The sequence below is a fragment of the Kitasatospora sp. NPDC092948 genome (assembly GCF_044754805.1).
In the GTDB taxonomy this organism is placed as follows: Bacteria; Actinomycetota; Actinomycetes; order Streptomycetales; family Streptomycetaceae; genus Kitasatospora.
Window position 1 is genome coordinate 44,535 of record NZ_JBIVPU010000019.1, and the last position, 25,160, is coordinate 69,694.

Consider the following 25,160-nt stretch of genomic DNA (forward strand, 5'->3'; position numbering starts at 1 on the left):
CCGGGCGGTCTGGCCGGGTCGGCCGTGCGCCGGGCGGCGCTCCTGGGCGTGGCCCTACCCCGATGCGCGCCCGGTTATTCGTCGGGAAGTCGAGCCGAATCGGTCCTGGTGGTGGCACCCTGAGGCGCAGGAAGTGACAACCGTCCCCCCAGTCTCCTGGACACACACTTTGGCCTATACCTAACATGCAGGTATTCCAGAGGAACTGACGGCCTGTCAGCCGGTTCCCACACCTGCCAGCGCGACCTCCCTCGCGCGCTCCCGTGAAGGTGACGCATGATCACGTCCGTCGTCCCCGGCGACCCGCCGCGCCCCGCCCAGCTCCCCGGCCCGTCCGCCGCCGCCCCCGCGGAACGCGAACTCCCGGCCGAGCAGCCGGCTCCGGTCGCACCCGACGCCCTGTGGTGGCGCGACGCGGTGATCTACCAGGTGTACGTGCGCAGTTTCCAGGACTCCAACGGCGACGGCATCGGCGACCTGCCGGGCGTGCGGGCCCGGCTGCCGTACCTCAAGCGCCTCGGCGTGGACGGCGTCTGGCTGAACCCGTTCTACCCGTCGCCGCAGCACGACCACGGCTACGACGTCGCGGACTACAAGGGCGTCGACCCGATGTTCGGCACCCTGGAGGACTTCGACCTGCTGGTCGAGGACTGCCGCAAGCTCGGCCTGCGCCTGGTCCTGGACACCGTGCCCAACCACTGCTCCACCGAACACCCGTGGTTCCAGGACGCGTTGCTCGCCGCCCCCGACAGCCCCGAGCGGGCGCGCTTCCACTTCGCGGACGGCCGCGGCACGGACGGCGAACTGCCGCCCAACAACTGGCGGGCGATGTTCGGCGGCCCCGCGTGGAGCCGGATCACCGAACCGGACGGCACCGCGGGCCAGTGGTACCTGCACATGTTCACCCCCGAGCAGCCGGACCTGAACTGGCGCAACCCCGAGGTCCCGGCCGAGTTCGAGAAGGTCCTGCGGTTCTGGCTGGACCGCGGCGTGGACGGCTTTCGCATCGACGTCGCCGCCGGCCTGTACAAGCACCCCGAACTCCCGGACTCCCCCGACCCGGAGGCCGACGAGCGCACCCGCGACTCGGTCAACCCGCTGGCCTGGAACCAGCCCGAGGTGCACGACATCTGGCGGGCCTGGCGGGCGATCTGCGAGGAGTACACCGAACTCGACGGCCGGCAGCGGCTGCTGGTCGGCGAGGCGTCCGTCCCGACGCCCGCCGAGCAGGCCAAGTACGTCCGGGCGGACGAACTGCACCAGGCGTTCTTCTTCCACCTGCTGCACGCGCCGTGGGACAGCGAGCACTTCCACCAGGTGATCGACGCGGCGGTGCGCGACATCACCGCCACCGGCTCCACCGTCACCTGGGTGCTCAACAACCACGACCAGGTCCGCACCACCACCCGTTTCGGCAGCCCCGAACGGGCGTGCGCCGCAGCCCTGTTGATGCTGGCCCTGCCCGGCGCGGCGTACCTGTACCAGGGCGAGGAGCTCGGCCTGCCGGAGGTCGACGACCTGCCGGACGACGTCATCACCGACCCGATCTTCCACCGCACCGGCAGCCGCAAGGGCATCCGCGACGGCTGTCGCGTCCCGCTCCCGTGGTCCGGCGCCGAGGCCCCGTTCGGCTTCAGCCCCGACGGCTCCGCCGCCAGCTGGCTGCCGCAGCCCCCGTCCTTCGCCGCGCACACCGCGGAGCGCGCCCTCACCGACCACACCTCCCCGTACCACCTCTACCGCGAGGCGCTCCACCTGCGCCGGCTGCTCCCCCAGCTCGGCGAAGGCACGCTCCGCTGGCTGGAGACCCCGCCCAACGTCCTCGCCTTCACCCGCGGCGACGGCCTGCTGGTCGCCACCAACTTCGGCACCACCCCCGCCCTCGCCCCCGTCTCCGGCACCCCCCTCATCTCCTCCGCCGCCTGCCCACCCGACGTCCTCCCCCCGGCCACCACCGCCTGGTGGATCCAGCCCCGCATGTGACGCCACGCCACCCGGCCCGCCCTCGCCCGCCCCGTGTGGTCGGCGAGGGCGGGCCGGTTCGGAAACCCGCGCACCGTCCGCGCCCCGAACCCCCGCTGGACCTGCACAAGTCCTTGAGTTTCGCCCCTCGGAGGCCGCCTGCCGACCGAAATCACCTGATCGAGTGTTCACATGCTGGACACGCTGTCGATGAATACCGGTCTGCACTGGGACAATGGTGTGGACCATAGGTCCCACCCCGTCGCGCGGCACGTGTCAGACGTGCCCGGCGGCGATCCTCAACGGCGAGGAGGACCAAGGGCGATCCCCGGGACGGGGCGCCCTCGTGCACCATCCGATTCACGGAAGGTTGTGCCTTGATGCCGGCCACCCACAGCTCTACCGCGTCCACCGACGCCGGCGCCCGCCTGATCGAGCCGCTGTACCAGGAAGTCCTGCGGCGGAACCAGGGCGAGAACGAGTTCCACCAGGCGGTCCGTGAGGTCCTCGAAACGCTCGGCCCGGTCCTGCTGCAGCGCCCGGAGCTCGTCGACGCGCGGATCATCGAGCGGGTCTGCGAGCCCGAGCGGCAGCTGATCTTCCGCGTCCCGTGGTCCGACGACAAGGGCGACATCCACGTCAACCGCGGCTTCCGGGTGGAGTTCTCCAGCGCCCTTGGCCCGTACAAGGGCGGTCTGCGCTTCCACCCCTCGGTCAACCTCGGAATCGTCAAGTTCCTCGGTTTCGAGCAGATCTTCAAGAACGCCCTGACCGGCATGCCGATCGGCGGCGGCAAGGGCGGCTCCGACTTCGACCCCAAGGGCCGCTCGGACGCCGAGATCATGCGTTTCTGCCAGTCCTTCATGACCGAGCTGCACCGCCACCTCGGCGAGTACACCGACGTCCCGGCCGGTGACATCGGCGTCGGCGGCCGCGAGATCGGCTACCTGTTCGGCCAGTACAAGCGCATCACCAACCGCTACGAGTCCGGCGTCCTGACCGGCAAGGGCCTGGGCTGGGGCGGCGCGCAGGCGCGGACCGAGGCCACCGGCTACGGCTGCGTGATGTTCACCGAGGAGATGCTGCGGGTCCGCGGCGAGAGCCTGGCCGGGCAGCGCGTGGTGGTCTCCGGCTCCGGCAACGTGGCGATCTACGCGATCGAGAAGGCCCAGCAGCTGGGTGCGACCGTGCTCACCTGCTCCGACTCGACCGGCTACGTGGTCGACGAGAAGGGCATCGACCTGGCCCTGCTCAAGGAGATCAAGGAGAGCCGTCGCGGCCGGGTCTCCGACTACGCCGAGGCGCGCGGCTCGCACGTCAAGTACGTGGCGGGCACCGGCGTCTGGAGCGTCCCGTGCGACGTGGCGCTGCCCTGCGCCACCCAGAACGAGCTGCACGAGGCGGACGCGCTGGCGCTGGTCCGCGGCGGCGTGAAGGCCGTCGCCGAGGGCGCCAACATGCCCACCACCCCGGAGGCGGTGCGGGTCTTCCAGGAGGCCAGCGTGGCCTTCGCGCCCGGCAAGGCCGCCAACGCGGGCGGTGTCGCCACCTCCGCGCTGGAGATGCAGCAGAACGCCTCCCGCGACTCGTGGACCTTCGAGCACACCGAGAACCGGCTCGGCGAGATCATGAAGCACATCCACGACTCCTGCTTCACCACCGCGGAGAAGTACGGCAGCCCCGGCAACTACGTGGTCGGCGCGAACATCGCCGGCTTCGAGCTGGTCGCCGACGCGATGCTGGCCCAGGGCCTGATCTGACGCCACGTCACTGAGCGGGCCCGGACTGCGGCGGCGGTCCGGGCCCGTTCGCGCGCCCCCTGCCGACGGGCGTGGCCGGGCGAGTAACTTAGGTGCCACACGGTCGCCTCCGGGGGGAAGGGCAGCTTCGTCATGTCGAACAAGCCACATCCGACACCGAACCGGAGTTCGAGCGAGAAGGCGGACCGGACCGGGCTCCGGACAACCCCGCCGCGTGACGCCGACAGCCCGGTCGGGCGGCGCACGCCGCGACGGCTCCCCAGGACGCTCACCGTCGTACTCCCGCTGGTCCTGGCCGCGGCCGGCCTCGGCGCAATGTTCGCCAGCCTGGTCGGCATACCCAAGATCCGCGAACAGCTCCACAGCCCCGAGCGGTCGATGACCATCACGGAGTGCCACATCATTCGCCAGGCCCGTACCCGGACCGCCGAATGCACCGGCACCGGTCAGTCCGGCGATTCCGGCGTCACCGCCGACGCGTTGCGGATCGACAACGCTCCGAACTACGCCCCCGGGACGGTGGTCAAGGTCCACTGCACCTCGGACGGCGCGTGCGCCGCCTTCCCCGTCTACCGGCTCGCTTTCCTGGCCTTCCCGGTCGCTGCTGTGGCGATGATCACCATCAGTCTGGGCATCGTGGCCTTCCAACTGGCCGATCTCGCCGCCTCGCACCGTATGACGTCGCTCCACCTGCACCGTTTCGCGGTCCGGCTGGGTCTTGCGCTCGCCGTTCTGCTGCCGCTCACCCTCGCCGGGTCGCTGACGTACGTACTCACCTGACACCGCGCCGCCCCCGCCGAACACCCTTCCGACGCCTACGACCTAAGCGGTAGGTTGTGCGCCGATCATCACATTCGGGGGAGACCGATCGTCATGTCGCATGAGCAGGCTTACAGATGGAACGATCGCTACCCGCCGTCCGGGGCCTCCGTCGGACTCCTGCTGTTCGTGTTCGCACTCGGCGCCGCCATGCTGGTCGGCGGCCTGGGGAACCTGACGGAACTGCGGCAGCAGCACCACAGCCCCGACCTGTTGATGACCGTCACGCACTGCGAGACCACCCGCCGGACCCAGCACGCGACCACCGACTGCGTCGGCATCGGCCGGCCCGGCAGCTCCGGCGTCACCACCGGCACGTGGCGGTACGACGACACGCCCGACGAGTACGCCATCGGGGCGGTGGTCACGGTCCGCTGCACCCCCGACGGCACCTGCAACCGGCCCACCGTCGGCCGGCACATCCTGGCCCTGCTGCTCCCCCTCGCCGGAGCGGCGCTCGCCGGCATCGGACTGTCCGGCGCCTGCAACCAGCTGGTCGAACTCCTCGCCCCGGGCCGCCGGCTGCCGCAACCGCTGGACGGTTTCCTGCACCGGCCCGGTGTGGTGGCCGTCGTCGCCCTCGTGCTCAGCCTGATCGGGTCCCTGGTCTACATGTTGACCTGACGCCTCCTGGCGCCTCCTGGCCCTTCCTGACGTCTCGTCGGCAGGCGGGCGCTTTCCGGCGCAGGGCCGGCGGGGGTGCGCGCTCGCGCCGTCAGTGGTGCCCGTGGTGGGCGTGGGTGTCGTGGTGCCCGTCGTGCCCCTCGTGCCCGTCGTGCCCCTCGTGCCCGTCGTGTCCCTCGTGCCCGTGGTGCGCGTGCTCCGGTGCGGCGGTGGTCGCCTTCGCGGCCGTGCGCACGGTGAACTCGGCGGTCCGCACGGTGCCTTCGTGCTGGAAGTCCAGGAACAGGCGGTAGGTGCCGGCCGAGGGCGCGACGGCCATGAAAGAGATCTCGGGGCCCGGTGCGGTGATGCCGTCGCCGGGGGCGCCCTCCGGGTGCACGTGGAGGTAGCCGAGGTCGCCGACACGCAGCGCCACCAGGTGTCCGTACGCGGCCAGGTACGGTTCGAGGTCGGTCACGGGGCGGCCGTCGCGGCGGACGGTGAGGGTCAGCTCGCCCGCCTCTCCGGCCGGCAACTCGCCGTCGAGCGTGACCTCGTAGCCGCCGATCCGGGCGATCCCGGTGGCCTCCGGGAGCGGGCGCGGGTCGTAGGCGCCGGCCACCGCGACATCGGCCCCCAGCGTCAGGGTTCCGGTGTGGGCGGCCGGGTGGATGTCGGTGAAGAACTTCCAGTCGCCCGGCGTCAGCGTCAGCCCGGTGGTCCAGACGCCCCTGTCGTCCCGCACCGGGTGCACGTGCTGGAAGCCGGTGGTGTCCCGCCGCACGGCGATGAAGTGCAGCTCCTTCTCGTGCTCGGGCACGAACTCGGTCACCGGCTGCCCGTCGGGGCCGACCACCCGGAAGGTGATCGTCTGCGGACCGGCGCCGAGGATCGTCGCACCGAGTTCGAGGGTGTACCCGCTCTCGGACACCGACAGACCGCCGGCCTGCGCGCCGCCGTGGCTGTGGCCCGCGTGGCCTGCGTCGCCCTCGTGGCCCGCGTGGTCGTGCGCGGCGTGCACGGTGTGTGCGGCATGTGCGGCATGTGCGGTGTGGTCGTGGCCGGCGTGGCTGCTCATGGCATCTCCTCGGACAGATACTGCGCCTTCGGGGCTCCCGCCCTCCCAACACCTGAACCATATACCCCCAGGGGGTATCTGAAAAGGCCTCTGCCGCCCCCGGAACTCCCGCCGCCACCCACGTCGCACGACGGCACCCGGCCGGCCATCTGTCGACCTGACGGCGAGTCAACTTCTGGCCACGCCAAACGTCCGACGATAGTGGGCGGATGAGCACACCTGGTCTCCCCCGCCGGGCCGTCCTGCTGGGCGGGCTCGGCTGCGCCGCGCTGACGGCCTGCTCCGCCTCCCATCCGATCGCCCGGTCCGCCGGCTCGGCGTCCCCGTCCCCGACCGGGTCCGCGTTCCCGTCCCCCGCCGCCTGGCAGCCGGGACCGGGCGAGCTCCAACCGGACGTCAAACTCCGGGCCGTGCAGGTGGTGGAGGCGATCGGCAGTTGGCCGCCGGGCGGGCAGGGCGCAGCGGCGGCCGGGCAGCGGGTGGCGGCGCTCGGACTTCCGGCCGGGCTGGCCGCACAGGGCGGGCCGCTGCTGGCGGACGCCTCGCAGGCGGCGGTGGAGGTGATCGACGCCCAGTACGGCGGGCTGCTGAGCGACTCGGCGAGCGTCCTGGTGGTGTGCCGCCAGTGGGTGGCCGGGTCGGACGGCGCGCCGCAGTCCACCGGCACCACGGTGGACGTGCGGCTGTCGCAGGCCGCCCCGCGCTGGGACGTCACCGCTCTGCACCCCGCGGATCCCGGCCCGCCGGCGGCCACCCTCTCCGACCCGGCGACCCGGGTGCTCGCCCAGTCCAGGATCACGCTGCCGCCGGCCGCCGCGGCGGACATCCGCAGCGGGCAGGTCCACGACTCGGTGCTGAACGCGATGCTGACGCTGGCCGGGCCGTACAGCTTCCAGGTCAGCGTGGTGCGTTCCGGCCATCCGCTGCTGGTGTTCGGCACCGACCGGCCGAGCGACCACCCGTTGGGAAAGGCCTTCGACACCTGGCAGATCGACGGCCACCCGGTGGTGGACCCGGCCACCCCGACCGACCTGGTCGACTCCTTCATGCGCGCCGCCGCAGCCGCCGGTTCGTACAACGTGGGCGGCCCGCGCCTGCTGACGGGCGGGCAGACGCCGAACCAGTTCTTCAGCGACCCGACCCACCACGACCACGTGCACGCCGGATTCACCTCCTGAGCCGACCCCCGTCCGCGCCTCGAAAACCCTTGCGCTCCGCCCGTGACCTGCGGCAATGTGACGGAAGTTGATCACGTTGGGGGTAGGGGTGGGAGTGGGATCCGTACTGACGCGCCGAGCCGGAGCGGTCGCGGTGGTGCTGGCGGCCACGCTGACAGGATGCTCGGCCGGCGCCCCTGCGCCGAAGCCGGCGCCCGTGCCGTCCGGGCCGTCTGCGCCGCCCGCGCCGTCCGGGCTGTCGACCGCGGCGGGGCGGACCGCCGCGTCCGCGCTCGAACCGAACGACCCCGCCCAGGAGTTGGCCCAGCTCCGGACGGCATTGGAGGCGCCGCCGCAACCGTTCTCCGCGGTGCTGACCGTCGAGCTCACGGACGGCACGCTCACCGCGCGACGGCAGGGCGTGGTCAACGTGTCGGACGGCCTGCAGACCGGCGCGCTCGGCCTGGTCTCGGTGGAGCAACAGACCGAGCACCGGGCCTATCTGACGGTGACCCGGGACGCCACGTTCACCCGCACTTCCGACCGGGCGTGGGTGCGGTCGCCGCGCTCGCCGGAACCGCTGTTCGCCGATCACCGGGCGATGGCGCAGGCGTTGCTGCAGAGCGACCCGGCGTCCTTCCGGGGCCTGGCCAGGATCCGGACGATGCGCGGCGGCATGGGCTTCCACCTGGTCGGCCGACTGCCGCTGACGGCGGTCACCGGCGCGTTCGACGCCGCCGCCCGCGAGCGGCTGACGCAGCACCGGGTACCGGACTGCACGGCCGACCTGCTGCTCGACGCCGACGGCCGGCTCTCCGAGCTCACGCTGACCTGCGAGGCCGACGGCTACCGGCTCCGATCCACCACCGGCCTGGCCGAGTTCGGCCCCGCCGCCGACACCCCGCCGCCCACCGATCTCTGACCCGGCACGCACGCGGGCCCGGGCCGCTTCTCGCAGCCCGGGCCCGCCCGCCGTCGACGTCTGTCCGTCGACATCCGCTCGCCGTCGACGCCCGCCCGCCCGCCCGTCGACGGTCCGTCAGCAGGTGATGCTGCCCTTGCGCAGGGCGTGCTTGCTCGTGTTGCTGTCGTCGGACCAGTAGACCGGCTTGCTGCCGCCCACGCACTCGTCGGCGCCGGCCAGCGTGAAGCCCTCGTTGTTGATGTTCGGCATGCCGGCCGGGCGGTTGTAGACGGCGCTGAGCGCGAACGCGCCGCTCGCGTCCACCCGGAAGGCCCGGTGCTGGCCGGAGCAGGTGTCGTCGCAGACCACCCAGAGCCGGTTGGCCTGCGGCTCCCACTGGAGTTCCATCACGCCGGCCATGCCGCTGCTGACGGTGGCGACCTTGGTGAACCCGCCGGCCTCCAGCAGCACGTAGCCGTAGACGGTGCCGGAGCCCTCGACGCCGACGAAGAACACGCCGCCGGTGTGCGCGGCGTAACGGCTCGGGTCGTAGGCGGCGCCGGTGGCGGCGTCCTTGAAGCCCGCGCCGGTCAGGTAACTGTCGGGCACCCAGGTGACGCCCTCCAGGCCGAGGTTGGCGCCGGTGGCGGGCAGGTCGGCGGTGAGGTTCCACTCCCGGGTGGCGGTCAGCGTGCTGCCGGTGCCGGACACGTCGTAGCGCAGCACGGACAGCCGGCTGGTGGACGAGGCATCGGCGTTGCGCTCACTGGAGACGTACACGCCGCCGGCCGAGCCCGCGCCGGTCAGGGTGACGCCCTCGTCGTCGGGGGTGCCGGTGCCGCCGGGGAAGCGCAGCGCCTTGCCGGAGCCCCAGCCGTTCGCGGTGTCGGGCGTCCAGCCGCCGGAGCCGTCCGGGACCAGCCGCCACAGCTTGCCGGAGTTCTGCGCGCCCCACATCACCCCGCCCTCCTGGTACAGGCCGGACAGGTCGGTGCCGAACACGTTGGACGCGTCGGCGGTGGTGATCGCCGAACTGCCGGGCCAGGCCACCGGGGTGGCCGAACCGCCGGTCCCGCCGCCGCTGTTCCCGCCGCAGTTGTTGGCGGCGCCGAGAGTCAGGGTGGCGGCCTGGGTCCAAGCTCCGGTGCCGTCGGCGCAGCGCGACCAGGACGGGTTGGAGTGCGCGGTCCAACTGAACGAGTCGACCAGGGTGGTGCCGTCGGCCAGGTACAGCCGGGCGCTGTCGGCGGAGCCGAGACCGAAGCTGCCGTGCACGTCGAACGCCTTGAAGCCGCCGGGGGCCAGGCTGGTGCCTGCGGCGATCTTGTACTTGTTGCCGTCGTTGTCGTCCTTGAGGATCCACCCCGACAGGTCGACCGTCGAAGTGCCCTTGTTGTACAGCTCGATCGAGTCGTTCACCGACCCGGTCGTCACCACCTCGTTGAGGCGGATGTCGTCGGCCGGCGCGGCGACAGCGGGCGGGGCGGTCAGCACTCCCGCGCCGACGGCCGGCAGAGCTACGGCAGCCAGCAGCAGGGCGAGGCGACGACGCCACCTGGGGGCGCGCGGTTCGATCACGGTTTCCGTCCCTCGGGTCGGTATGGACAGGCGCGGACCAACCTCCCGACCCCGCCCCAACGAAGCCCCACCGCCACCTGTTCCCCTCATGAACGCCCGGCGAACCCACACCCGTCCACACCAACGACCGTCCACACCCACGACCGTCCGCACTCGGCGGCAGCGGCAGCGGCGATGGCCGTGACAGTGGCGGTGGCGGTGGCGTGGCGGACGAAGGTGAAGTTCATCGCCCGGCCGAACACGACCTTCCACCTGCCCCGGCGTGGGCGGCGCGTCGGGGTCGCTGTCGACGGCTTGGCTCACGGTTATCGGCGGCTTATGACCTCCTTATCCGCCGGAGCCGTCACGTACCCCCGGCGGAGGGTGAAGGTAGCCGCACGGGCGGGTGAACGTAGCCGGGCGGGTACGGCGGCGGTAGGTTACGGGGCTGGTCGGAGGCCGATTCCGCTGGTGCTTTTCATCGAGCGGACGGTCGGCGGGTTCTGACGTAGCGCCAGGTCCGGGGCTCGGCACGGGCGTTGTGGGTGGCCGAATGCCGCCACCGGCGCTCCGGCCGAAACTGGCAGACACTTGTCAATTGGTATAGGCCAATCGTAGCCTTCGGTCCGATCGCGGTGTGCCGGGTCCACACCGCGCCGCCCTGGGTCGCTCCCTGGGCGTCGGGCGGACGTGCGTCCGCCTCTTTTCCCCCACAATCGACCCGGCACTTTTCCGAGGAGAACCATGTCCTGGTCCCGTCGTCTGCTCACCGCGTCCGCGGTGGGCGCGGGCGCCCTGGTCGCCACCACCTTCGCCGCCGGCACCGCCGGAGCCCACGGCGCCATGTTCGGCCCCGCCAGCCGCGTCGCCGCCTGCTACGCGGAGGGCCCCGAAACCCCCAAGTCCCAGGTCTGCAAGGACCTCGTCGCGGACAGCGGCACCCAGCCGCTGTACGACTGGAACGAGGTCAACATCGCCAACGCCAACGGGCAGGCCCAGCAGATCATCCCCGACGGCCACCTCTGCTCGGCGAACCGCGACAAGTACCGCGCCCTGGACTGGGCCCGCACCGACTGGCCGGCCACCTCGGTGACGGCCGGCGCGAACACCTTCAACTTCCGCGTCACCGCGCCCCACCAGGGCGTCATGTCGCTGTACATCACCAACAGCAGCTACAACCCGACCCAGCCGCTGAAGTGGTCCAACCTGGACCTGGCGAACCCGATCGCCACCTTCGCCAGCCCGCGCACCTCGGACAACGGCTACTACAACGTCAACGTCAACCTGCCCCAGCGCACCGGCCGCCAGATCGTCTACATGGTGTGGCAGCGCACCGACAGCCCGGAGGCGTTCTTCGGCTGTTCCGACGTCGACTTCGGCTCGGGCACCAAGACCGCGGCCGGAGCGTTCGCCGCCCAGACCCCGTCCGCGCCCACCGAGGCGCAGATCAGTGCGGGCGCCGCGCACTCCTCCGTCTCCCACTACGGCCACGGCGGTGACGCGCTGACCGCCCAGGAGGCCGCCGCCGGCACCTCCACGACCACCACTGCCGCGTCGGTCCACACCTCCGACAGCAACAACCTGCTCCTCGGCGTGGCCGGCGCCGGCCTGCTGGCCGCCACCGCCTCGGGCGTCTTCATGGCCCGCCGGATGCGCAACGCCGCCGTCACCGCCTGACGGCCCATGAACGCCTGACCCGAACGGGCCAGGCGGGTGGCGCGGCCCCATCCCCCACAGTTCGGGGGCCGCGCCTTCCGTCGTCACAGCCGTCCACCTCCGCGCCTTCCCTGCTACGGCATTCCCCTGCCGCAACCTCCCCTGCCGCGACCTTCCGCCGTCACGGCCCTGCCTGACCACGGCGTTCCCCGGCCGCCGCTCCCCTTGCCGCGGCCGCCCGTCGCCACGACCTCCGCCGCCTCCGCCGCCTCCGCGGACATGCATTCCCTCGTATTCCCGCGCACTCCCGCGTATTCCCGCACCGCGCCCCGTCGCCCACGGCCTTCCCGGCTCGGCAGCCCCGACCGGCCCTGAGCGCCCTCGATCAGCGCTGCGCAGCCCCGATCAGCCTCGATCAGCTCCGCGCGGCCTCGATCGACCCCGGGCGATCTGCCGCACCGGCAGCTTGATGAACCGTCAACTCTCTGCAAAACCGCAGGGCTCCACCTTGACGGCCCCAATTGGTCTGGACCATCTTGAGTGCGCCCCCAGCACCAGCGCACCACCCCCACCCCCCCCACACCGTCGAGGAGAACCCGCCCATGAGGCGCGTCACCCTGTCTCTCGCCGCCACCGCGGCCCTGCTCGTCGCGCCGCTGGCCGCCACCTCGGCCGGCACGGCCAACGCCGCCGGAGTCTCCGGACTGGTCGCCGACTACGCCGTGACCCAGAGCTGGTCGAACGGCTTCCAGGCCACCTACACCGTCACCAACTACACCAACTCGACCGTCAACAACTGGTCGCTCTCCTTCGACCTGCCGGCCGGCGAGACCGTCTCCAGCCTGTGGAACGGCACCCTCACCTCCACCAGCACCTCCACCGGCACCCACTACACGGTGACCTCGCCGACCTGGGCCTCCCCGCTCACCCCCGGCACCAGCGCCCCCGCCGTCGGCTTCGGCGTCACCACCGGCGCCACCCAGACCGCGCCGGCCAACTGCACCATCAACAACCAGCCGTGTGCCGGCGGACCCGCCGACACCACTCCGCCGACCGTCCCCGGCAACCTGCAGAGCACCGGAACCGGACCCGGCAGCATCACCCTCGGCTGGAACGCCTCCACCGACAACGTCGGCGTGGCCGGCTACCACGTGCGCGAGGGCAGCACCGTCGTCGCCACCGCCACCGGCACCAGCGCGACCGTCCGCGGCCTGCTCCAGGGCAGCAGCCACACCTTCACCGTCAGCGCGTTCGATGCCGCCGGCAACGAGTCCGCCGCCTCCGCCGCCGTGACCGCCACCGCCGGCACCGGCACCACGCCCGGCACCGCCGCACCCTACGTGGACCTCGGCGCCTACCCGACGCCCAGCCTGCCCGCGCTCTCCGCCGCCAGCGGACTCAAGGAGTTCTCGCTGGCGTTCATCATCAACGGCACCCAGCCCTGCACCGCCAGCTGGTTCGGCGCGTACGACCCCGCCACCGGCTGGGACAAGGCCGACATGGACGCCATCCGGGCCGCCGGTGGCGACGTCCGCCCGTCGTTCGGTGGCGCCAACGGCACTGAGCTCGCGCAGTCCTGCACCACCGTGGCCTCGCTCGCCGCCCAGTACCAGAAGGTGGTGGACGTCTACGCGCTGGACCGCGTCGACTTCGACATCGAGGGCACCGCTGTCACCGACCATGCCTCCGTCGACCGCCGCTCCGCCGCCCTCGCCCAGGTGCAGGCCGCACAGCGCGCCAAGGGCCGCGACCTGAAGGTCAGCCTGACCCTGCCGGTGCTGCCCAGCGGCCTCACCACCGACGGCGTGTACATCCTGCAGTCCGCCAAGAACGCCGGCCTGTCCGTGGACCTGGTCAACGTCATGGCGATGGACTTCGGCGACTGGGCCGCCCCGAGCCCCGCCGGCAAGATGGGCGCCTACGCGATCCAGTCCGCCCAGTCCACCGAGGCGCAGATCCGCTCCGTGTGGACCAACCTGACGGATGCCCAGGCCTACGCCATGGTCGGTGTCACCCCGATGCTCGGCCAGAACGACACCTCCTCCGAGGTGTTCGGTATCTCCGACGCCCAGCAGCTCCTCACCTTCGCCCAGCAGAACCACCTCGGGGAGCTGGCATTCTGGGAGATGACCCGGGACGCCAACGCCTGCACCGGCTCGCTGCCCAAGTGCACCAACATTCCGCAGACCCCCTACCAGTTCTCGAAGATGTTCGCCGCCTACAACGGCTGAGACTCTGAGTTGGCCGACCGGCCGGCCCCCTGGCACCTGGTGCCCGAGGGCGGCCGGTCGGCCGGTCATTGACGTAACGTCACACCGGCTGGTGCTCCTCCGCCTTGTGGGAACCGGGTGCGGCCGCGGCGTCGGTGCTCCCCTCATGTACGCCCTCGTCGTCCTCGGGGCGGGCGAACTTGGGGAGCAGGAATATCGCGGCGAACACCACGACCAGCATGCCGACCTCGAACCAGAGGGTGACCTGCTCGGCGCTGGCGAAGTCGGCGGTCTTCAGCCGCTCGAAGAACACCGTGCCGAGGATGGCGCTGCCGAGCGCGGCGCCCAGCTGCTGAACGGCCGTCAGCGTGCCCGAGGCCGAACCGGTCTCGTGCGCCTCCACCGAGGCCAGCACCATGCCGAAGAACGGAGCCATCACCAGGCCCATGCCCAGACCGGTGACCGCCAGCGCGGGCACCGTCTGCCACGGAGTGACGCCGGCCCCCTCGCCGTGCAGCGTGTACATCAGGCCGAGCACGCCGGCCAGCATCACCAGCAGGCCCACGTGCATCACCTTGCGGCCGAAGCGCTGCAGCGCCTGCGAGGCGACGAACGCGATCACCATGCCGACCGAGGCGGGCACCCCGGCCAGGCCGGACTTCAGCGGGGTGTAGTGCAGGCCCAGCTGGGTGTAGAGGCTGAACGTCAGCCAGAAGCCCGTCATGGCGGTGAAGAAGATCAGGCCGAGCACCATGCCACCGCTGAAGCCGCGCTTGGCGAACAGACTCGGCTCGACCAGTGGGTCGGCGCCCACGGCCTTGCGCCGCGACTCGTACCACCCGAACACACCGAACACCGCCACGCCGACCGCCAGCAGCGCGAACGCCCACAGCGGCCAGTCGTGCTCACGGCCCTGCACCAGCGGGTAGATGACGGTGGCCGCGCCGACCGCCGCGAGCAGCGCACCGACCAGGTCGAGCCGGACCGTCCGGCCCTCCGCCTGCGCCGGGAGGAAGACCCGGCCGCCTATGAGGGCGAACAGGCCCAGCGGGATGTTGATCAGGAAGATCATCCGCCAGCCGGTGCCGGCGAAGTCGGCGTCGATCAGCCAGCCGGCCAGAATCGGGCCGCCGACCGTGGACAGGCCCATCACCGGGCCGAACATGCCGAAGGCCGCGCCTTGCTCCTTCGGCGAGAAGATCTCCTTCATGATGCCGAGGCCCTGCGGGAGCATCACCGCGCCGAGCAGGCCCTGCGCGACCCGGGCGGCGATCAGCTGCCAGGGCTCCTGTGCCACGCCGCAGGCGAGCGAGCCGAGCGTGAACCCGGCCGCGCCGAGCATGAACATCCGGCGACGACCGAAGATGTCGCCGAGCCGACCGCCGGTGATCAGGCCGATCGCCATCGCCAGCGTGTAGGCCGCGCCGAGCCACTGGATGGTGGACTCGCCGCCGCCGATGTCCTGCCGGATCGCGGGCGCGGCGATGTTCGTCACCAGCGAGTCGAGCAGGTCCATCACCTCGGCGGCGAGGATGACGAACAGCGCGACCCAGCGCCAACGGTAGGGTTCGGCTTCGCCCGCGGAGGGCGGTGTCGCCGAAGGTGAGAGTCCGACCGCGTCGGTCATTTGCAAACTCCTGCTCAATGCCAGGGCGCGGTGGACGGGGGCCGCGCAGTGAACGGTGTTTCTTCCAACGAACACTGTTCTACGAGTCGAGCGGCGTTCCCGTCAAACGGTTTTACCCTGACTTCTCCCCGAGTCCGCCCCGGACCCGCCCCTGAGAACTCCCGAGGGCGCTTACCAGCCCCGGAGCACCCGGCGGATCGGCCTTGATCCGGATCCTTCGCCCACGGGTCGAACGGCGTTCGTCCCGAGTACGATGATCGACGGGACAACGTTCAGCGAAAGCAGGTGCCCGATGCCCGCGCAGATGCCCGCGATCCCGTGGCACAAGCCACGCAAGGCCGACCCGCGCCAGCCGCTCAGCCGCTCGCTGATCGTCGACACGGCGATCCGGGTGCTGGACGCCGAGGGCCTGGCCGGGGTGACGATGCGCCGGGTCGCCCAGGAACTCGGCACCGGCCCGGCCTCGCTGTACGCGCACGTCTCCAACAAGGAGGAGCTGTTCGACCTGATGCTGGAGCGGGTCGTGGCAGAGATCCGAATGCCGCTCCGGCCGGAGCCCGAACGCTGGAAGGAACAGATCACCGAGATCTGTTTCGAGGCGCAGCGGGTGATGACGGCCCATCGGGACGTGGCGCTGGTGTCGCTGGGCAGCATCCCCGTCGGCGAGAGCCAGCTGCGGATCACCGAGTTCCTGCTCGATCTGCTGCTGCAGGTCGGCCTGCCGCCGCAGGTGGCGGCCTGGGCGCTGGACGGCCTGGGCCAACTGATCGACACCGACGCGTACGAGGCCTGGGTGTACCACGAGCGGCTGGCCCGGGGTACCGACCTCGGCGCCTACTTCGACCAGTTGCGCGGCTACCTGCACGACCTGCCGGCCGAGCATTTCCCGACTCTTCAGCGCATGGCGGACAACATGGTGGATGGCGACGGCGACCAGCGGTACGCCTTCAAGATCGAGGTGTTCCTGCGCGGCCTGGAATCCTTCCTGCCGGCGAACGCGCCGGCTCCCGCGGCAGCCCCCGGCCACGTCGGCCGCACCGGACGCACCGGACGTCCCGGCCCGGTGTCCGACGGCGAGCAGTCCTTTCACGGCCCGGCGGGCGGGGCGGCCGGAGCCGAGGGCCCGAGCAGCTGACGGGGCGTCGGGGCCGCCGGGCATCTGGCGGGAGGGCACCGGGCCGGCTGCCGTCGAGCGTGCGAACGCCGATCATGAGGGAGCCGAGCGAGGGAAGTCGAGCGAGCGGGAAACCGAGCGGGAGACCGGCGGGTGTCAGCAAGGGTTGACGACGATCCGGCACAGGTCTATACCAGTGGCAAGTCACGTCAACCTCGGCTTGGTACCCGACCGTTGACCCGGCCGCGCGCCCCCACTTCGCGCCCCGGGCCGCCGTCCTCGCCGCCTCCTGGAGAGGTTCTCGATGGAACGCGCACTCCCCCCACACCCCCCTGCCGTCGACGCGCCGCCGCGCCGCCGTCGGCCGCGCCGCGCCCTCGCGGTGGCACTGTCCGTGTTCGGTCTGTTGGCGGGCGGCGTGGCCGCCGTCACCGCGTCCGGGCCGGCGAACGCCGCCACCACCGATGGGATCGGCTCCAACTGGTACGCCTCCGCGCCGTACCTGATGCCGGAGGACAACAGCCCGCCGGACGCCGCCGCGGTGATGGACGCCACCGGCCAGAAGGCCTTCCAACTGGCGTTCATCCTGGCCCAGGGCAGCAGTTGCACCCCGGCCTGGGGCGGCACCTCCCCGATCACCTCCGACACCACCATGCCGGCCGTCATCCAGACCATCCGCAACAAGGGCGGCGACGTCTCGGTGTCGGTGGGCGGCTACGGCGGCACCAAACTGGGCCAGACCTGCGGCACCCCGGAGGCGACCGCCGCCGCCTACCAGCAGGTGGTCACCAAGTACAACCTCAAGGCGATCGACTTCGACCTTGAGGAGCCGGAGTACGAGAACACCGCCGCGATCCACAACGAGATCGGCGCGGCCCGGATCCTCCAGCAGAACAACCCGGGCATCTACATCTCCGTCACCACCGCGGGCACAAACGCTGGCACCGGCTGGTTCGGCACCCAGATGCTCCAGGAAGCCAAGTCGCAAGGGTTCACGCCGAACAACTTCTCGATCATGCCGTTCGACGGCGGCTTCAGCGGAGCGGCGGCCCAGACCGACGCGCTGACGAAGTTCAACCAGATCCTGCAGAGCACCTTCGGCTGGAACGAGGCCACCGCGTACGCCCACGAGGGCGTGTCGATGATGAACGGCCGCACCGACGCCGCCGAGTACTTCAAGCAGGCGGACTTCCAGACGGTGCTGGACTTCGCGACCGCGCACGGCCTGGCCCGCTACACCTACTGGTCCGTCAACCGGGACCGGCAGTGCCCGGGCACGGTGGACCCGGGCCTGTCCGGGTCGTGCTCCAGCGTGGCGCAGAACGACTGGGACTTCACCAAGTTCACCGTGAGGTTCGCCGGCGCGACCCCGCCCACCGGCCCGGCCTCGCCCTCGCCCTCCGGCAGTTCCAGCTCCTCGACCGGCACCACCACGTGCAGCCCGGTCTGGCTGCCGACCACCACCTACGTGGGCGGCGACAAAGCCAGCTACAACGGCCACAACTACCACGCCAAGTGGTGGACCCTGAACGAGAACCCGTCCAGCAGCGGCCAGTGGGGCGTGTGGGCCGACGACGGCCCCTGCACCTGAGCCCGACCGGCTCCCGCTGCACCCGTTCCACGCAGCCGCTCGCACGGCCTGTTGCACTGCTTGCCGCACTGCTCGTCACCCGTCCGACAACGCCGAACGGGCCGCCCGCTCCCAGAACTCCTGGGGGCGGACGGCCCGTCCGTGTCTGCGGCTGCCGGTACGACAGGACGTCAGACGGTGGCGCGGTTGCGGTACTCCTCCGCGATGGCGCGGGTCGAGGGCAGGTCGGCGAGCGATTCGCCGACCACCCGGGAGGCCAGCTCGGTCGCCACCTTGATGACGTCCTCGCGGAGTTCGGCCTCGGCCAGCACCTTGTCGGCCGCCAGCTGCACGTGCCCCTCGGCCACCAGCTGCTCACGCTGCTGGAGACCCTCGGCGCGGAGCGCGGCGACCAGGGCCGCGCCCTCCTCGGCGGCGGCCTGCCGGATCGCGGCGGCCTCGTGCCGGGCTGCGGTCAGCTCGGCATGAAACTCGTCGCGGATCCGTTCGGCTTCGGCCCGGGCGGCCTCCGCCCGGGCCTGACCGCCGTCGGTCTTGTCGTGGCGTTCGGCAAGAGTCCGTTCGATGCGCGGCAGCAAGACCTTGCCGAGCACCGCGAACAGCAGGAAGAAGACAATCAGGCCGAGGATCAGCTCGGGCACATTCGGTTCGAGAGGTCCCATACTCGGTATGCTATCCGGTCATCTGACTGACCGTTCGATCGGGGTGGCCTCATTCCCCGCTCCCCGCACGGCACTTCGGCACCGATCAGGCATTTGCTGCGGCGCGGCTCTGGCATGGCTCTGGCACGGCTCGGACGCTGCTCGGACACACTGAATCAAGCGCCGCCGACCCCGTCGATGTGCTCCTGTTCGGCACGGGCCGGGTCCAGCACGTCGAGGTCGGCGCCCTCACCGGCCCTCGCCACGCGCTCCGGGTCGGCCCTGTGTCGGAGGTTCGCCCAGGTCGACCCGGTGTCGGATGGTTCGCCCGGGTCGGGGTTGCGCCGGACCTGGTGCGGACGGTTGATAGCATCGCGGTGAGCCGTGACTGGCGCGCTGGGATGGATTTCACCATCGGGGAGCGGCTCCGCACGGAACCTGCGGGTTCCGACGTGCTGTAGCCGAGCGCCTGGGCCGTCCGAATCGTCGCTGTTCCGAACGAGGAGACCGCCTTGGCCGAGTCCTTGACCCAGCACACCTTCGGCAGCCCTGCCGCCGACACCGCTTTCCGCAGCGCCCTGGACGTGGTGCGCGCCGTCGAGCCGCGGATCGCCGCGGCGATCGGGGCGGAGATCGAGGACCAGCGCGCCTCGTTGAAGCTGATCGCCAGTGAGAACTACGCCTCGCCCGCCGTGCTGCTGGCGATGGGCAACTGGCTGAGCGACAAGTACGCGGAGGGCACCCCGGGCCGCCGTTTCTACGCGGGCTGCCGGAACGTCGACACGGTGGAGTCGCTGGCCGCCGAGCACGCCCGTGAGCTGTTCGGCGCCGAGCACGCGTACGTGCAGCCGCACTCCGGGATCGACGCCAACCTGGTGGCGTTCTGGGCGGTGCTCTCGCAGCGGGTGGAGAGCCCGGCTCTCGGGCGGGCGGGCGTGCGCAATGTCAATGACCTGAGCGAGCAGGACTGGGCGGAACTCCGCCGCGAGCTGGGCAACCAGCGGATGCTCGGCATGTCGTTGGACGCGGGCGGTCACCTGACGCATGGCTTCCGGCCGAACATCTCCGGCAAGATGTTCGACCAGCGCAGCTACGGCACGGACCCCGTGACCGGGCTGGTCGACTACGACGAAGTCCGGCGGATCGCCCTCGAGTTCAAGCCGCTGATCCTGGTCGCCGGGTACTCGGCGTACCCGCGCCTGGTGAACTTCCGCCGGATGCGGGAGATCGCGGACGAGGTCGGCGCGACCCTGATGGTCGACATGGCGCACTTCGCGGGCCTGGTCGCGGGCAAGGTGCTGACCGGGGACTTCGACCCGGTCGCGCACGCGCAGATCGTCACCACCACCACGCACAAGTCGCTGCGCGGCCCGCGCGGCGGCATGGTGCTGTGCACCTCGGAGCTGGCCGAGCACGTCGACCGGGGCTGCCCGCTGGTGCTCGGCGGCCCGCTGTCGCACGTGATGGCCGCGAAGGCCGTCGCGTTCGCGGAGGCCCGGCGTCCGGAGTTCCAGGTGTATGCCCGCCAGGTGGTGGACAACGCGCACGCACTGGCCGAAGGCCTGTTGAAGCGCGGCGCCCGGCTGGTGACCGGCGGCACCGACAACCACCTGGTGCTGGCGGACGTCTCCTCCTACGGTCTGACCGGCCGTCAGGCGGAGGCGGCGCTGCTGGACTCCGGCATCGTCACCAACCGCAACGCCGTCCCGCAGGACCCGAACGGTGCCTGGTACACCTCCGGCGTCCGACTCGGCACTCCCGCCCTCACCACCCGCGGCCTGGGCGCCGCCGAGCTGGACGAGGTGGCGGACCTGATCCACACCGTCCTGTCGGCAACCTCTGCCGCCGGCTCCTCCAAGGCTCAGTACGTCCTCGACGCCGCCGTCCGCGACGCGGTCGCCAAGCGCGCCGTCGACCTGCTGGCGGGGCACCCGCTCTACCCCGGCATCACCCTCGGCTGACCTCCCGCTCTCCCCTGCGCCCTGGCCCGGACTCGCGGCATCCCCAGCCGCGGGCCCGGGCCTGCACGCCAGGTGCCCGTCCGCGACTGTCCTCCCGGGCTGAACCCTCGACGGGCACCGACCTCCTGCCCCTTGGTTGGCCGAGAGGGTCCGCCGACCTGGGCAACCTAGGATGACCGCCATGATCACGGACGAACCGACGGATGCAGGAGCGGACGGGCCCGCCGTCCCCGAGGTGCGCAACCTCCGGGATGCGGGCGGGCTCGGGGCACTTCCCCGCGGGGTGCTGTACCGCTCCGGCGCGCTGGACCGCCTGACAGCCGACGGAGCCCTCGCCCTGCTCGACCTCGGTGTCCGGACCGTCGTCGATCTCCGCAGCACGCCGGAGACCGCGGCCCGCCCCGACGCGCTCGGCGACAGCGGCATCCGCTATCTGCACGTTCCGGTCTTCGCCGAGCAGCGCTGGCCCGAGGAGCAGGCCGAGCTGTACCCGTTGATGGCCGAGCTCGCCGGACGCCCGGCCGTTGCCGCGCTCCGGGCCTTGCTGGCCGCCGAGCGCCGGGCCGTCCTGGTGCACTGCGCGTCCGGCAAGGACCGCACCGGGGTGGTGGTGGCGCTTTTGCAGTCGCTGCTGGGCGCCGGGGAGCCGGAAATCCTCGCCGACTTCCTGCGCTCCAACACCGCGCTGGGACTCACCGCGCCCCACCCTCACGTCCCCGGCCACGCCACCCGCCCGGTCGCGGCCGTCCACCTCCGGCGCGCCCTGCTCTCCGTCCGGTCCCACCACGGCACGTTGGACGAACACCTGCGCTCCCACGGCGCTCGACCGTCCGAACTCGCGGCCCTGCGAAGCGAGTTCGGCCTCACGAAGTAGCTCCTCCCTGCTCGGGTCTCTCCCGCTTGCAGCATCGCGCCGGTGTCGACGGCGGTTGTCCGCGGCCGCTCAGTGGCGCGGGTGTGTCTCGTACATCCGCACCGCCACGGTGATCCCGGCCACTGCTGTCAGAGCGGCGACCGCCCAGATCGCGGTGGTCACGCCGTACGCGTCCGCGAGGATGCCCGCCATCAGGGCACCGACCGCGAAGCCACCGTCCCGCCAGAGCCGGTAGACGCCGACGGCGCGGGCCCGCCAGGCGGGGTGGGCGACATCGCCGATGACGGCCAGCAGCGTCGGGTAGACCAGGGCGGTGCCCGCACCCAGCAGGGCCTGGGCGGCGGCCCACACCGGGAAAGTGGTCCCGATCGCGACCAGGCCGAGCGCAGCGGCCTGCAGCAGCATGCCCGCCGTGATCAGGTGCTTGCGGCCGATCCGGTCGGACCACCAACCGGTGAGCATCTGCCCCGCACCCCAGACCGCCGGGTAGAGCGCGGCCAGGATGCCGATCCGACCGAGCTCCAGGCCGTGCGCGGCGTAGAGCAACGGGAAGATGCCCCAGGCGAGCGCGTCGTTGAGGTTGTTGACCATGCCCGCCCAGCTGGCGCTGGACAGCGCCCGGTCGCCAAGGCTGGTGGTGCGGGCTATTCGGGCCGTACTGAGCCCGGCCGGATCGTCGCCCCCGGCCGCCGGCGCGCCGGCGGCGGCGCCCTCGGACGCGGTGCCGTCCGTGCCCGCCGGGGTGGCGGCAACCGCGCACTCCGCCGTGGCGACCGTCGTGTCCGTGTGCGTGGCGTCGGCGCTGCCCTCCAACTGCGCATCGGCCGGGGCCCGGTGGGCGGCAGCCTCGGCCCGGGCGTGCTCGCGGGTCTCCCGGACGGCGGCGACTGTCAGGCCCAGGCCGAGCGCGACGTAGGCCGCGCCGAGCAGGAACGGCTGCGGGCGCAGGCCCCAGTGGGCGGCGATCGCGCCGGTGGCGGTCGCGGTGACGGCCACCGCGAGGTAGCCGGCCGCCTCGTTGAGGCCCATCGCGAGGCCGCGCCGGGCCGGGCCGACCAGGTCGATCTTCATGATCACGGTGGTGGACCAGGTGAGGCCCTGGTTGACGCCGAGCAGCACGTTTGCCGCGACGATCCACCCCCAGGTCGGGCCCCAGGCCAGCATCGCCGGTATCGGCAGTGCCACCAGCCAGCCCGCGATCAGCACCGGTCGGCGTCCGTACCGGTCGGAGAGCGTCCCGGCGAAGAAGTTGGTGACCGCCTTGGTCGCGCCGAACGCCAGGATGTACGTCAGCGCCCCCGTGTAGGCGGACAGGTGGAACACCTGGTCGGCGAGCAGCGGCAGGACCGTCCGCTCCTGGCCGAGCATCCCACCGACCAGCGCGTTGACCGCCACCAGCAGGCCGAACTGCGCGAGGTTGGCGCGCAGCCCCAGCCGGATCGGCCGGCCCGCAGTCGACCCGCCGGCCGGGGCGGTGCGCGGAGCAGGGCTCGGCACGGCTGCCGGGGGCGGCAGTGGCCGCTGGGGCTGAACGGACATGGGTGTCTCCCGGGTGGTGCGTGATACGTGGTGCGTGACATGTGGTGCGTGGGCCGGTGCTCCGCGGGCGTCGATCGTGCGGTGGCACATGGCGATCATATTCCAATCATTTATGGATTAATGGAGGCGATGTCGCCGGACGGCCGCGCAGGAAGCTTCCGAACCGCCGGCAGGGCGAGCAGAACAAGGGCAGCAGGTACCGCCAGCGCGGTCATGCCGAACAGCGTCCGGTGCACGCCGATCCCGTCCGCGAGCGGGCCTGCGAGCACCAGGCCGAGCGGCATCAGCGCCACTGCGATCAGCTGGTCGTAGGAGCTGACCCGGGACAGCACCTGCTCGGGTATGTGCACCTGGAGTGACGTCTCCCACAACACGAAGCACAGGGAGACGCCGACTCCCGTGCAGGCCTCCAGCAGAGCGATCACCGCGACCGGGGCGCCGGAGCCGATGATCAGCGCCTGGCAGGAGGCGACCGCCATCGCAACAGCCGCCACCGCCATCGGGCGGGCCGGTTTCAGGCGGTAGGCGCAGACGTCGCCGACGATCGAGCCGAGGCCGAAGGCGGTGACCACCACCGCCCAGGCGCCCGCCCCGCCCCACTCGCGGGCCGCCAGCACCGGACCCAGCACGAACACCGAGGGCAGCACCACCACGTGGTAGACCGCCATGGCGAGCATGCCCGACCACACCCAGGACCGTTCACGCACCTGCTGCCAGCCGACCCGAAGTTCGGCCAGGAAGCCGAGCCGTTCGGCCCGCTCCCCGACGGCCCGCCCGCCCACCGCACCGAGCCTCGCCAGCACGGCGGCGCTGGCCGCGAAACTCACGGCGTCCACCAGCAGGGCACCGCCCGGCCCGGCGAGGGCGACCAGCCCACCGGCCAGCACCGGGCCGATCACCAACCCCGCCGAGTGGACGAACCCGCGCAACGCATTCGCTTCGCCCAACCGCTCGCCGGACACCAGTAGCGGCAACAGCCCCGTGGAGGCGGGCAGGAAGAAGGCGTCCGCCACCCCGAACACCACCATCAGCAGCGCCAGCACCCCGACCCGGGCCGTCCCGGTGAGCAGCAGCACCGCAATGGCCGTCTGGACCGCGCACCGCACCAGATCGGAGACCAGCATGATCCGCTGCCGGGGTATCCGATCTGCCCACACTCCGCCGACCAGCATGAACACCAGCACCGGCAGCAGGCCCGCCGCGGTCACCAGGCCGACATCGGCGGTCGACCCGCCGATCGACAGGACCGCGAACGGCAACGCCACGAACGACACCCTGTCGCCCAGCACGGACAGCGACTGGCCGACGAACAGACGGGCGAACTGACGCTCCACCCTGAGCACTTCGGGAATCGGCACAGCCACGGGCACCTCCACAGCAGGTCGGAACAGCGATCACCGCGATGGTAGGAAGCCTCCGAACGAGCTGTCGCGCGATTTATCCGCAACGCCAGTAATGTCCCGACTTGAAGCAACTTCCGGTTCCCCTAAGGCAGTTGATGCAAATTCAGCTGCCAAATGGAGAGATCCGGCCGCGCACCTTCCCCGCTGCCCGCGCCCCAATCCCACCGATCGGTCAGACTTTCGCATCCGGGCCGCCGACCTCCCGCTCCCCCGATCGCCCGACCTCCACCTCGCACAGTCGCCGGACGTCCGCCTCGCACCGCCGCCCGACCGCCGCACCGCCACACCGCACCGCCGCACCACACCGCCGCCCGACCGCCCTCGACCGCCCGTCAACAGGTCGCCCACGCACAGCCGCCGCACTCTCCCCCCGCCGCAAGGACGGTCCGTGTCCGAGCCCCCTCGGGTCGGCGTGACGCGGCTGTGATGCCGGCGCGATGAGCTTGTGATTGCTCCGTTCGAGTGAATAGGCTCGGCCCAGCCCGGACCACCGGGCCCCGCGCGCGGCAACGCCGAACCCTGTCCGCCGCGCTACCGGGTCGACCGCCACAACCCTTGGACAGGGACGGGGGAACCAGGTACGTCGCCGCCCCCACGGCTAGGGGTGAAGTCGCCCGCACCGGCTCCGGCCGGCATGCGGCGGCCGGGCCTCCCTCCGGGTCCGAACCCGACAGCTCACCTCGCAGGCGTGCGGAGAGGATCAG

18 protein-coding genes and 2 riboswitches are annotated in these 25,160 nt (G+C 71.7%); of the genes, 12 read left to right on the top strand and 6 right to left on the bottom strand.

The features are described from left to right. The first annotated feature begins 276 nt into the window (after nt 1-276). The 4 genes from ACIQF6_RS33290 (at nt 277) to ACIQF6_RS33305 (ending at nt 5,165) form a co-directional block, all read left to right on the top strand. Complete coding sequence (locus ACIQF6_RS33290; protein WP_400901836.1) at nt 277-1,983, top strand: alpha-amylase family glycosyl hydrolase; 1,707 nt, start codon at nt 277-279, stop codon at nt 1,981-1,983. A 359-nt stretch (nt 1,984-2,342) separates the two neighbouring features. Further along, the gene (gdhA, locus tag ACIQF6_RS33295) at nt 2,343-3,722 is read left to right on the top strand and encodes an NADP-specific glutamate dehydrogenase (protein WP_400901838.1); all 1,380 of its coding nucleotides are present in this window, start codon (nt 2,343-2,345) and stop codon (nt 3,720-3,722) included. Between the two features lie 132 nt (nt 3,723-3,854). Next, entirely contained in the window at nt 3,855-4,502 is a 648-nt protein-coding gene (locus ACIQF6_RS33300; protein WP_400901840.1) for a hypothetical protein, read from the top strand. Between the two features lie 93 nt (nt 4,503-4,595). After that, on the top strand, nt 4,596-5,165 hold the full coding sequence (locus ACIQF6_RS33305) for a hypothetical protein (RefSeq protein ID WP_400901842.1): 570 nt from the start codon (nt 4,596-4,598) through the stop codon (nt 5,163-5,165). A gap of 91 nt (nt 5,166-5,256) precedes the next feature. Here the strand turns inward: ACIQF6_RS33305 and ACIQF6_RS33310 are convergent, their stop codons facing one another. Continuing rightward, nucleotides 5,257-6,222 carry a hypothetical protein gene (locus tag ACIQF6_RS33310; protein ID WP_400901844.1) on the bottom strand — a complete coding sequence of 322 codons (966 nt, stop codon included), beginning with the start codon at nt 6,220-6,222 and terminating at the stop codon, nt 5,257-5,259. Between the two features lie 209 nt (nt 6,223-6,431). On the opposite strand from ACIQF6_RS33310, the gene ACIQF6_RS33315 reads away from it, so the two are divergent. Both ACIQF6_RS33315 and ACIQF6_RS33320 read left to right on the top strand, forming a co-directional pair. Further along, entirely contained in the window at nt 6,432-7,400 is a 969-nt protein-coding gene (locus ACIQF6_RS33315; RefSeq protein WP_400901846.1) for a hypothetical protein, read from the top strand. Between the two features lie 94 nt (nt 7,401-7,494). After that, nucleotides 7,495-8,301 (top strand): hypothetical protein, encoded by an 807-nt coding sequence (locus tag ACIQF6_RS33320; protein ID WP_400901848.1) that lies wholly within the window; start codon nt 7,495-7,497, stop codon nt 8,299-8,301. A 117-nt stretch (nt 8,302-8,418) separates the two neighbouring features. On the opposite strand, the gene ACIQF6_RS33325 is transcribed toward ACIQF6_RS33320, so the two are convergent. Then, on the bottom strand, nt 8,419-9,861 hold the full coding sequence (locus ACIQF6_RS33325) for a lamin tail domain-containing protein (RefSeq protein WP_400901850.1): 1,443 nt from the start codon (nt 9,859-9,861) through the stop codon (nt 8,419-8,421). Nucleotides 9,862-10,584: 723 nt separating this feature from the next. Here ACIQF6_RS33325 and ACIQF6_RS33330 point away from each other — a divergent pair. Both ACIQF6_RS33330 and ACIQF6_RS33335 read left to right on the top strand, forming a co-directional pair. Beyond that, nucleotides 10,585-11,517, top strand: coding sequence for a lytic polysaccharide monooxygenase (locus ACIQF6_RS33330; protein ID WP_400901852.1), 933 nt, complete (start codon nt 10,585-10,587; stop codon nt 11,515-11,517). A gap of 581 nt (nt 11,518-12,098) precedes the next feature. Further along, a complete protein-coding gene (locus tag ACIQF6_RS33335; RefSeq protein WP_400901854.1) occupies nt 12,099-13,727 on the top strand; it encodes a cellulose binding domain-containing protein in 1,629 nt (542 codons plus the stop codon). A gap of 79 nt (nt 13,728-13,806) precedes the next feature. On the opposite strand, the gene ACIQF6_RS33340 is transcribed toward ACIQF6_RS33335, so the two are convergent. Further along, nucleotides 13,807-15,333 carry an MFS transporter gene (locus ACIQF6_RS33340; RefSeq protein ID WP_400901855.1) on the bottom strand — a complete coding sequence of 509 codons (1,527 nt, stop codon included), beginning with the start codon at nt 15,331-15,333 and terminating at the stop codon, nt 13,807-13,809. Between the two features lie 292 nt (nt 15,334-15,625). Here ACIQF6_RS33340 and ACIQF6_RS33345 point away from each other — a divergent pair, with 292 nt between their 5' ends. Further along, a complete protein-coding gene (locus tag ACIQF6_RS33345) occupies nt 15,626-16,468 on the top strand; it encodes a TetR/AcrR family transcriptional regulator C-terminal domain-containing protein (RefSeq protein ID WP_400901858.1) in 843 nt (280 codons plus the stop codon). Nucleotides 16,469-16,751: 283 nt separating this feature from the next. Next, nucleotides 16,752-18,038 (top strand): chitinase, encoded by a 1,287-nt coding sequence (locus ACIQF6_RS33350; RefSeq protein WP_400901860.1) that lies wholly within the window; start codon nt 16,752-16,754, stop codon nt 18,036-18,038. A gap of 170 nt (nt 18,039-18,208) precedes the next feature. Here ACIQF6_RS33350 and ACIQF6_RS33355 read toward each other — a convergent pair whose 3' ends face one another. Continuing rightward, nucleotides 18,209-18,700 carry a hypothetical protein gene (locus ACIQF6_RS33355; RefSeq protein WP_400901862.1) on the bottom strand — a complete coding sequence of 164 codons (492 nt, stop codon included), beginning with the start codon at nt 18,698-18,700 and terminating at the stop codon, nt 18,209-18,211. A 353-nt stretch (nt 18,701-19,053) separates the two neighbouring features. Continuing rightward, nucleotides 19,054-19,161, top strand: a riboswitch (ZMP/ZTP riboswitch). A gap of 30 nt (nt 19,162-19,191) precedes the next feature. On the opposite strand from ACIQF6_RS33355, the gene ACIQF6_RS33360 reads away from it, so the two are divergent. Further along, nucleotides 19,192-20,640, top strand: a complete 1,449-nt coding sequence (locus ACIQF6_RS33360; protein ID WP_400901864.1) for a glycine hydroxymethyltransferase — start codon at nt 19,192-19,194, stop codon at nt 20,638-20,640. Nucleotides 20,641-20,821: 181 nt separating this feature from the next. After that, nucleotides 20,822-21,514: a tyrosine-protein phosphatase gene (locus ACIQF6_RS33365; protein ID WP_400901866.1), complete on the top strand. Its 693-nt coding sequence runs from the start codon at nt 20,822-20,824 to the stop codon at nt 21,512-21,514. Between the two features lie 69 nt (nt 21,515-21,583). On the opposite strand, the gene ACIQF6_RS33370 is transcribed toward ACIQF6_RS33365, so the two are convergent. Both ACIQF6_RS33370 and ACIQF6_RS33375 read right to left on the bottom strand, forming a co-directional pair. Next, the gene (locus tag ACIQF6_RS33370) at nt 21,584-23,053 is read right to left on the bottom strand and encodes an MFS transporter (RefSeq protein ID WP_400901868.1); all 1,470 of its coding nucleotides are present in this window, start codon (nt 23,051-23,053) and stop codon (nt 21,584-21,586) included. Between the two features lie 110 nt (nt 23,054-23,163). After that, nucleotides 23,164-24,417 carry an MFS transporter gene (locus ACIQF6_RS33375; RefSeq protein ID WP_400901870.1) on the bottom strand — a complete coding sequence of 418 codons (1,254 nt, stop codon included), beginning with the start codon at nt 24,415-24,417 and terminating at the stop codon, nt 23,164-23,166. 573 nt (nt 24,418-24,990) lie between these two features. Then, nucleotides 24,991-25,159, top strand: a riboswitch (cyclic di-AMP (ydaO/yuaA leader). Nucleotide 25,160 lies beyond the last annotated feature (1 nt).

Excerpts from the sequence above, each read along its gene's own strand:
- ACIQF6_RS33315 (WP_400901846.1), top strand. The coding sequence starts at position 6,432 with ATGAGCACACCTGGTCTCCCCCGCCGGGCCGTCCTGCTGGGCGGGCTC.
- ACIQF6_RS33290 (WP_400901836.1), top strand. The coding sequence starts at position 277 with ATGATCACGTCCGTCGTCCCCGGCGACCCGCCGCGCCCCGCCCAGCTC.
- ACIQF6_RS33335 (WP_400901854.1), top strand. The coding sequence starts at position 12,099 with ATGAGGCGCGTCACCCTGTCTCTCGCCGCCACCGCGGCCCTGCTCGTC.
- ACIQF6_RS33350 (WP_400901860.1), top strand. The coding sequence starts at position 16,752 with ATGGAACGCGCACTCCCCCCACACCCCCCTGCCGTCGACGCGCCGCCG.
- ACIQF6_RS33345 (WP_400901858.1), top strand. The coding sequence starts at position 15,626 with ATGCCCGCGCAGATGCCCGCGATCCCGTGGCACAAGCCACGCAAGGCC.
- ACIQF6_RS33355 (WP_400901862.1), bottom strand. The coding sequence starts at position 18,700 with ATGGGACCTCTCGAACCGAATGTGCCCGAGCTGATCCTCGGCCTGATT.
- ACIQF6_RS33340 (WP_400901855.1), bottom strand. The coding sequence starts at position 15,333 with ATGACCGACGCGGTCGGACTCTCACCTTCGGCGACACCGCCCTCCGCG.
- gdhA (WP_400901838.1), top strand. The coding sequence starts at position 2,343 with ATGCCGGCCACCCACAGCTCTACCGCGTCCACCGACGCCGGCGCCCGC.
- ACIQF6_RS33300 (WP_400901840.1), top strand. The coding sequence starts at position 3,855 with ATGTCGAACAAGCCACATCCGACACCGAACCGGAGTTCGAGCGAGAAG.
- ACIQF6_RS33330 (WP_400901852.1), top strand. The coding sequence starts at position 10,585 with ATGTCCTGGTCCCGTCGTCTGCTCACCGCGTCCGCGGTGGGCGCGGGC.
- ACIQF6_RS33310 (WP_400901844.1), bottom strand. The coding sequence starts at position 6,222 with ATGAGCAGCCACGCCGGCCACGACCACACCGCACATGCCGCACATGCC.
- ACIQF6_RS33370 (WP_400901868.1), bottom strand. The coding sequence starts at position 23,053 with ATGTCCGTTCAGCCCCAGCGGCCACTGCCGCCCCCGGCAGCCGTGCCG.
- ACIQF6_RS33305 (WP_400901842.1), top strand. The coding sequence starts at position 4,596 with ATGTCGCATGAGCAGGCTTACAGATGGAACGATCGCTACCCGCCGTCC.
- ACIQF6_RS33365 (WP_400901866.1), top strand. The coding sequence starts at position 20,822 with ATGATCACGGACGAACCGACGGATGCAGGAGCGGACGGGCCCGCCGTC.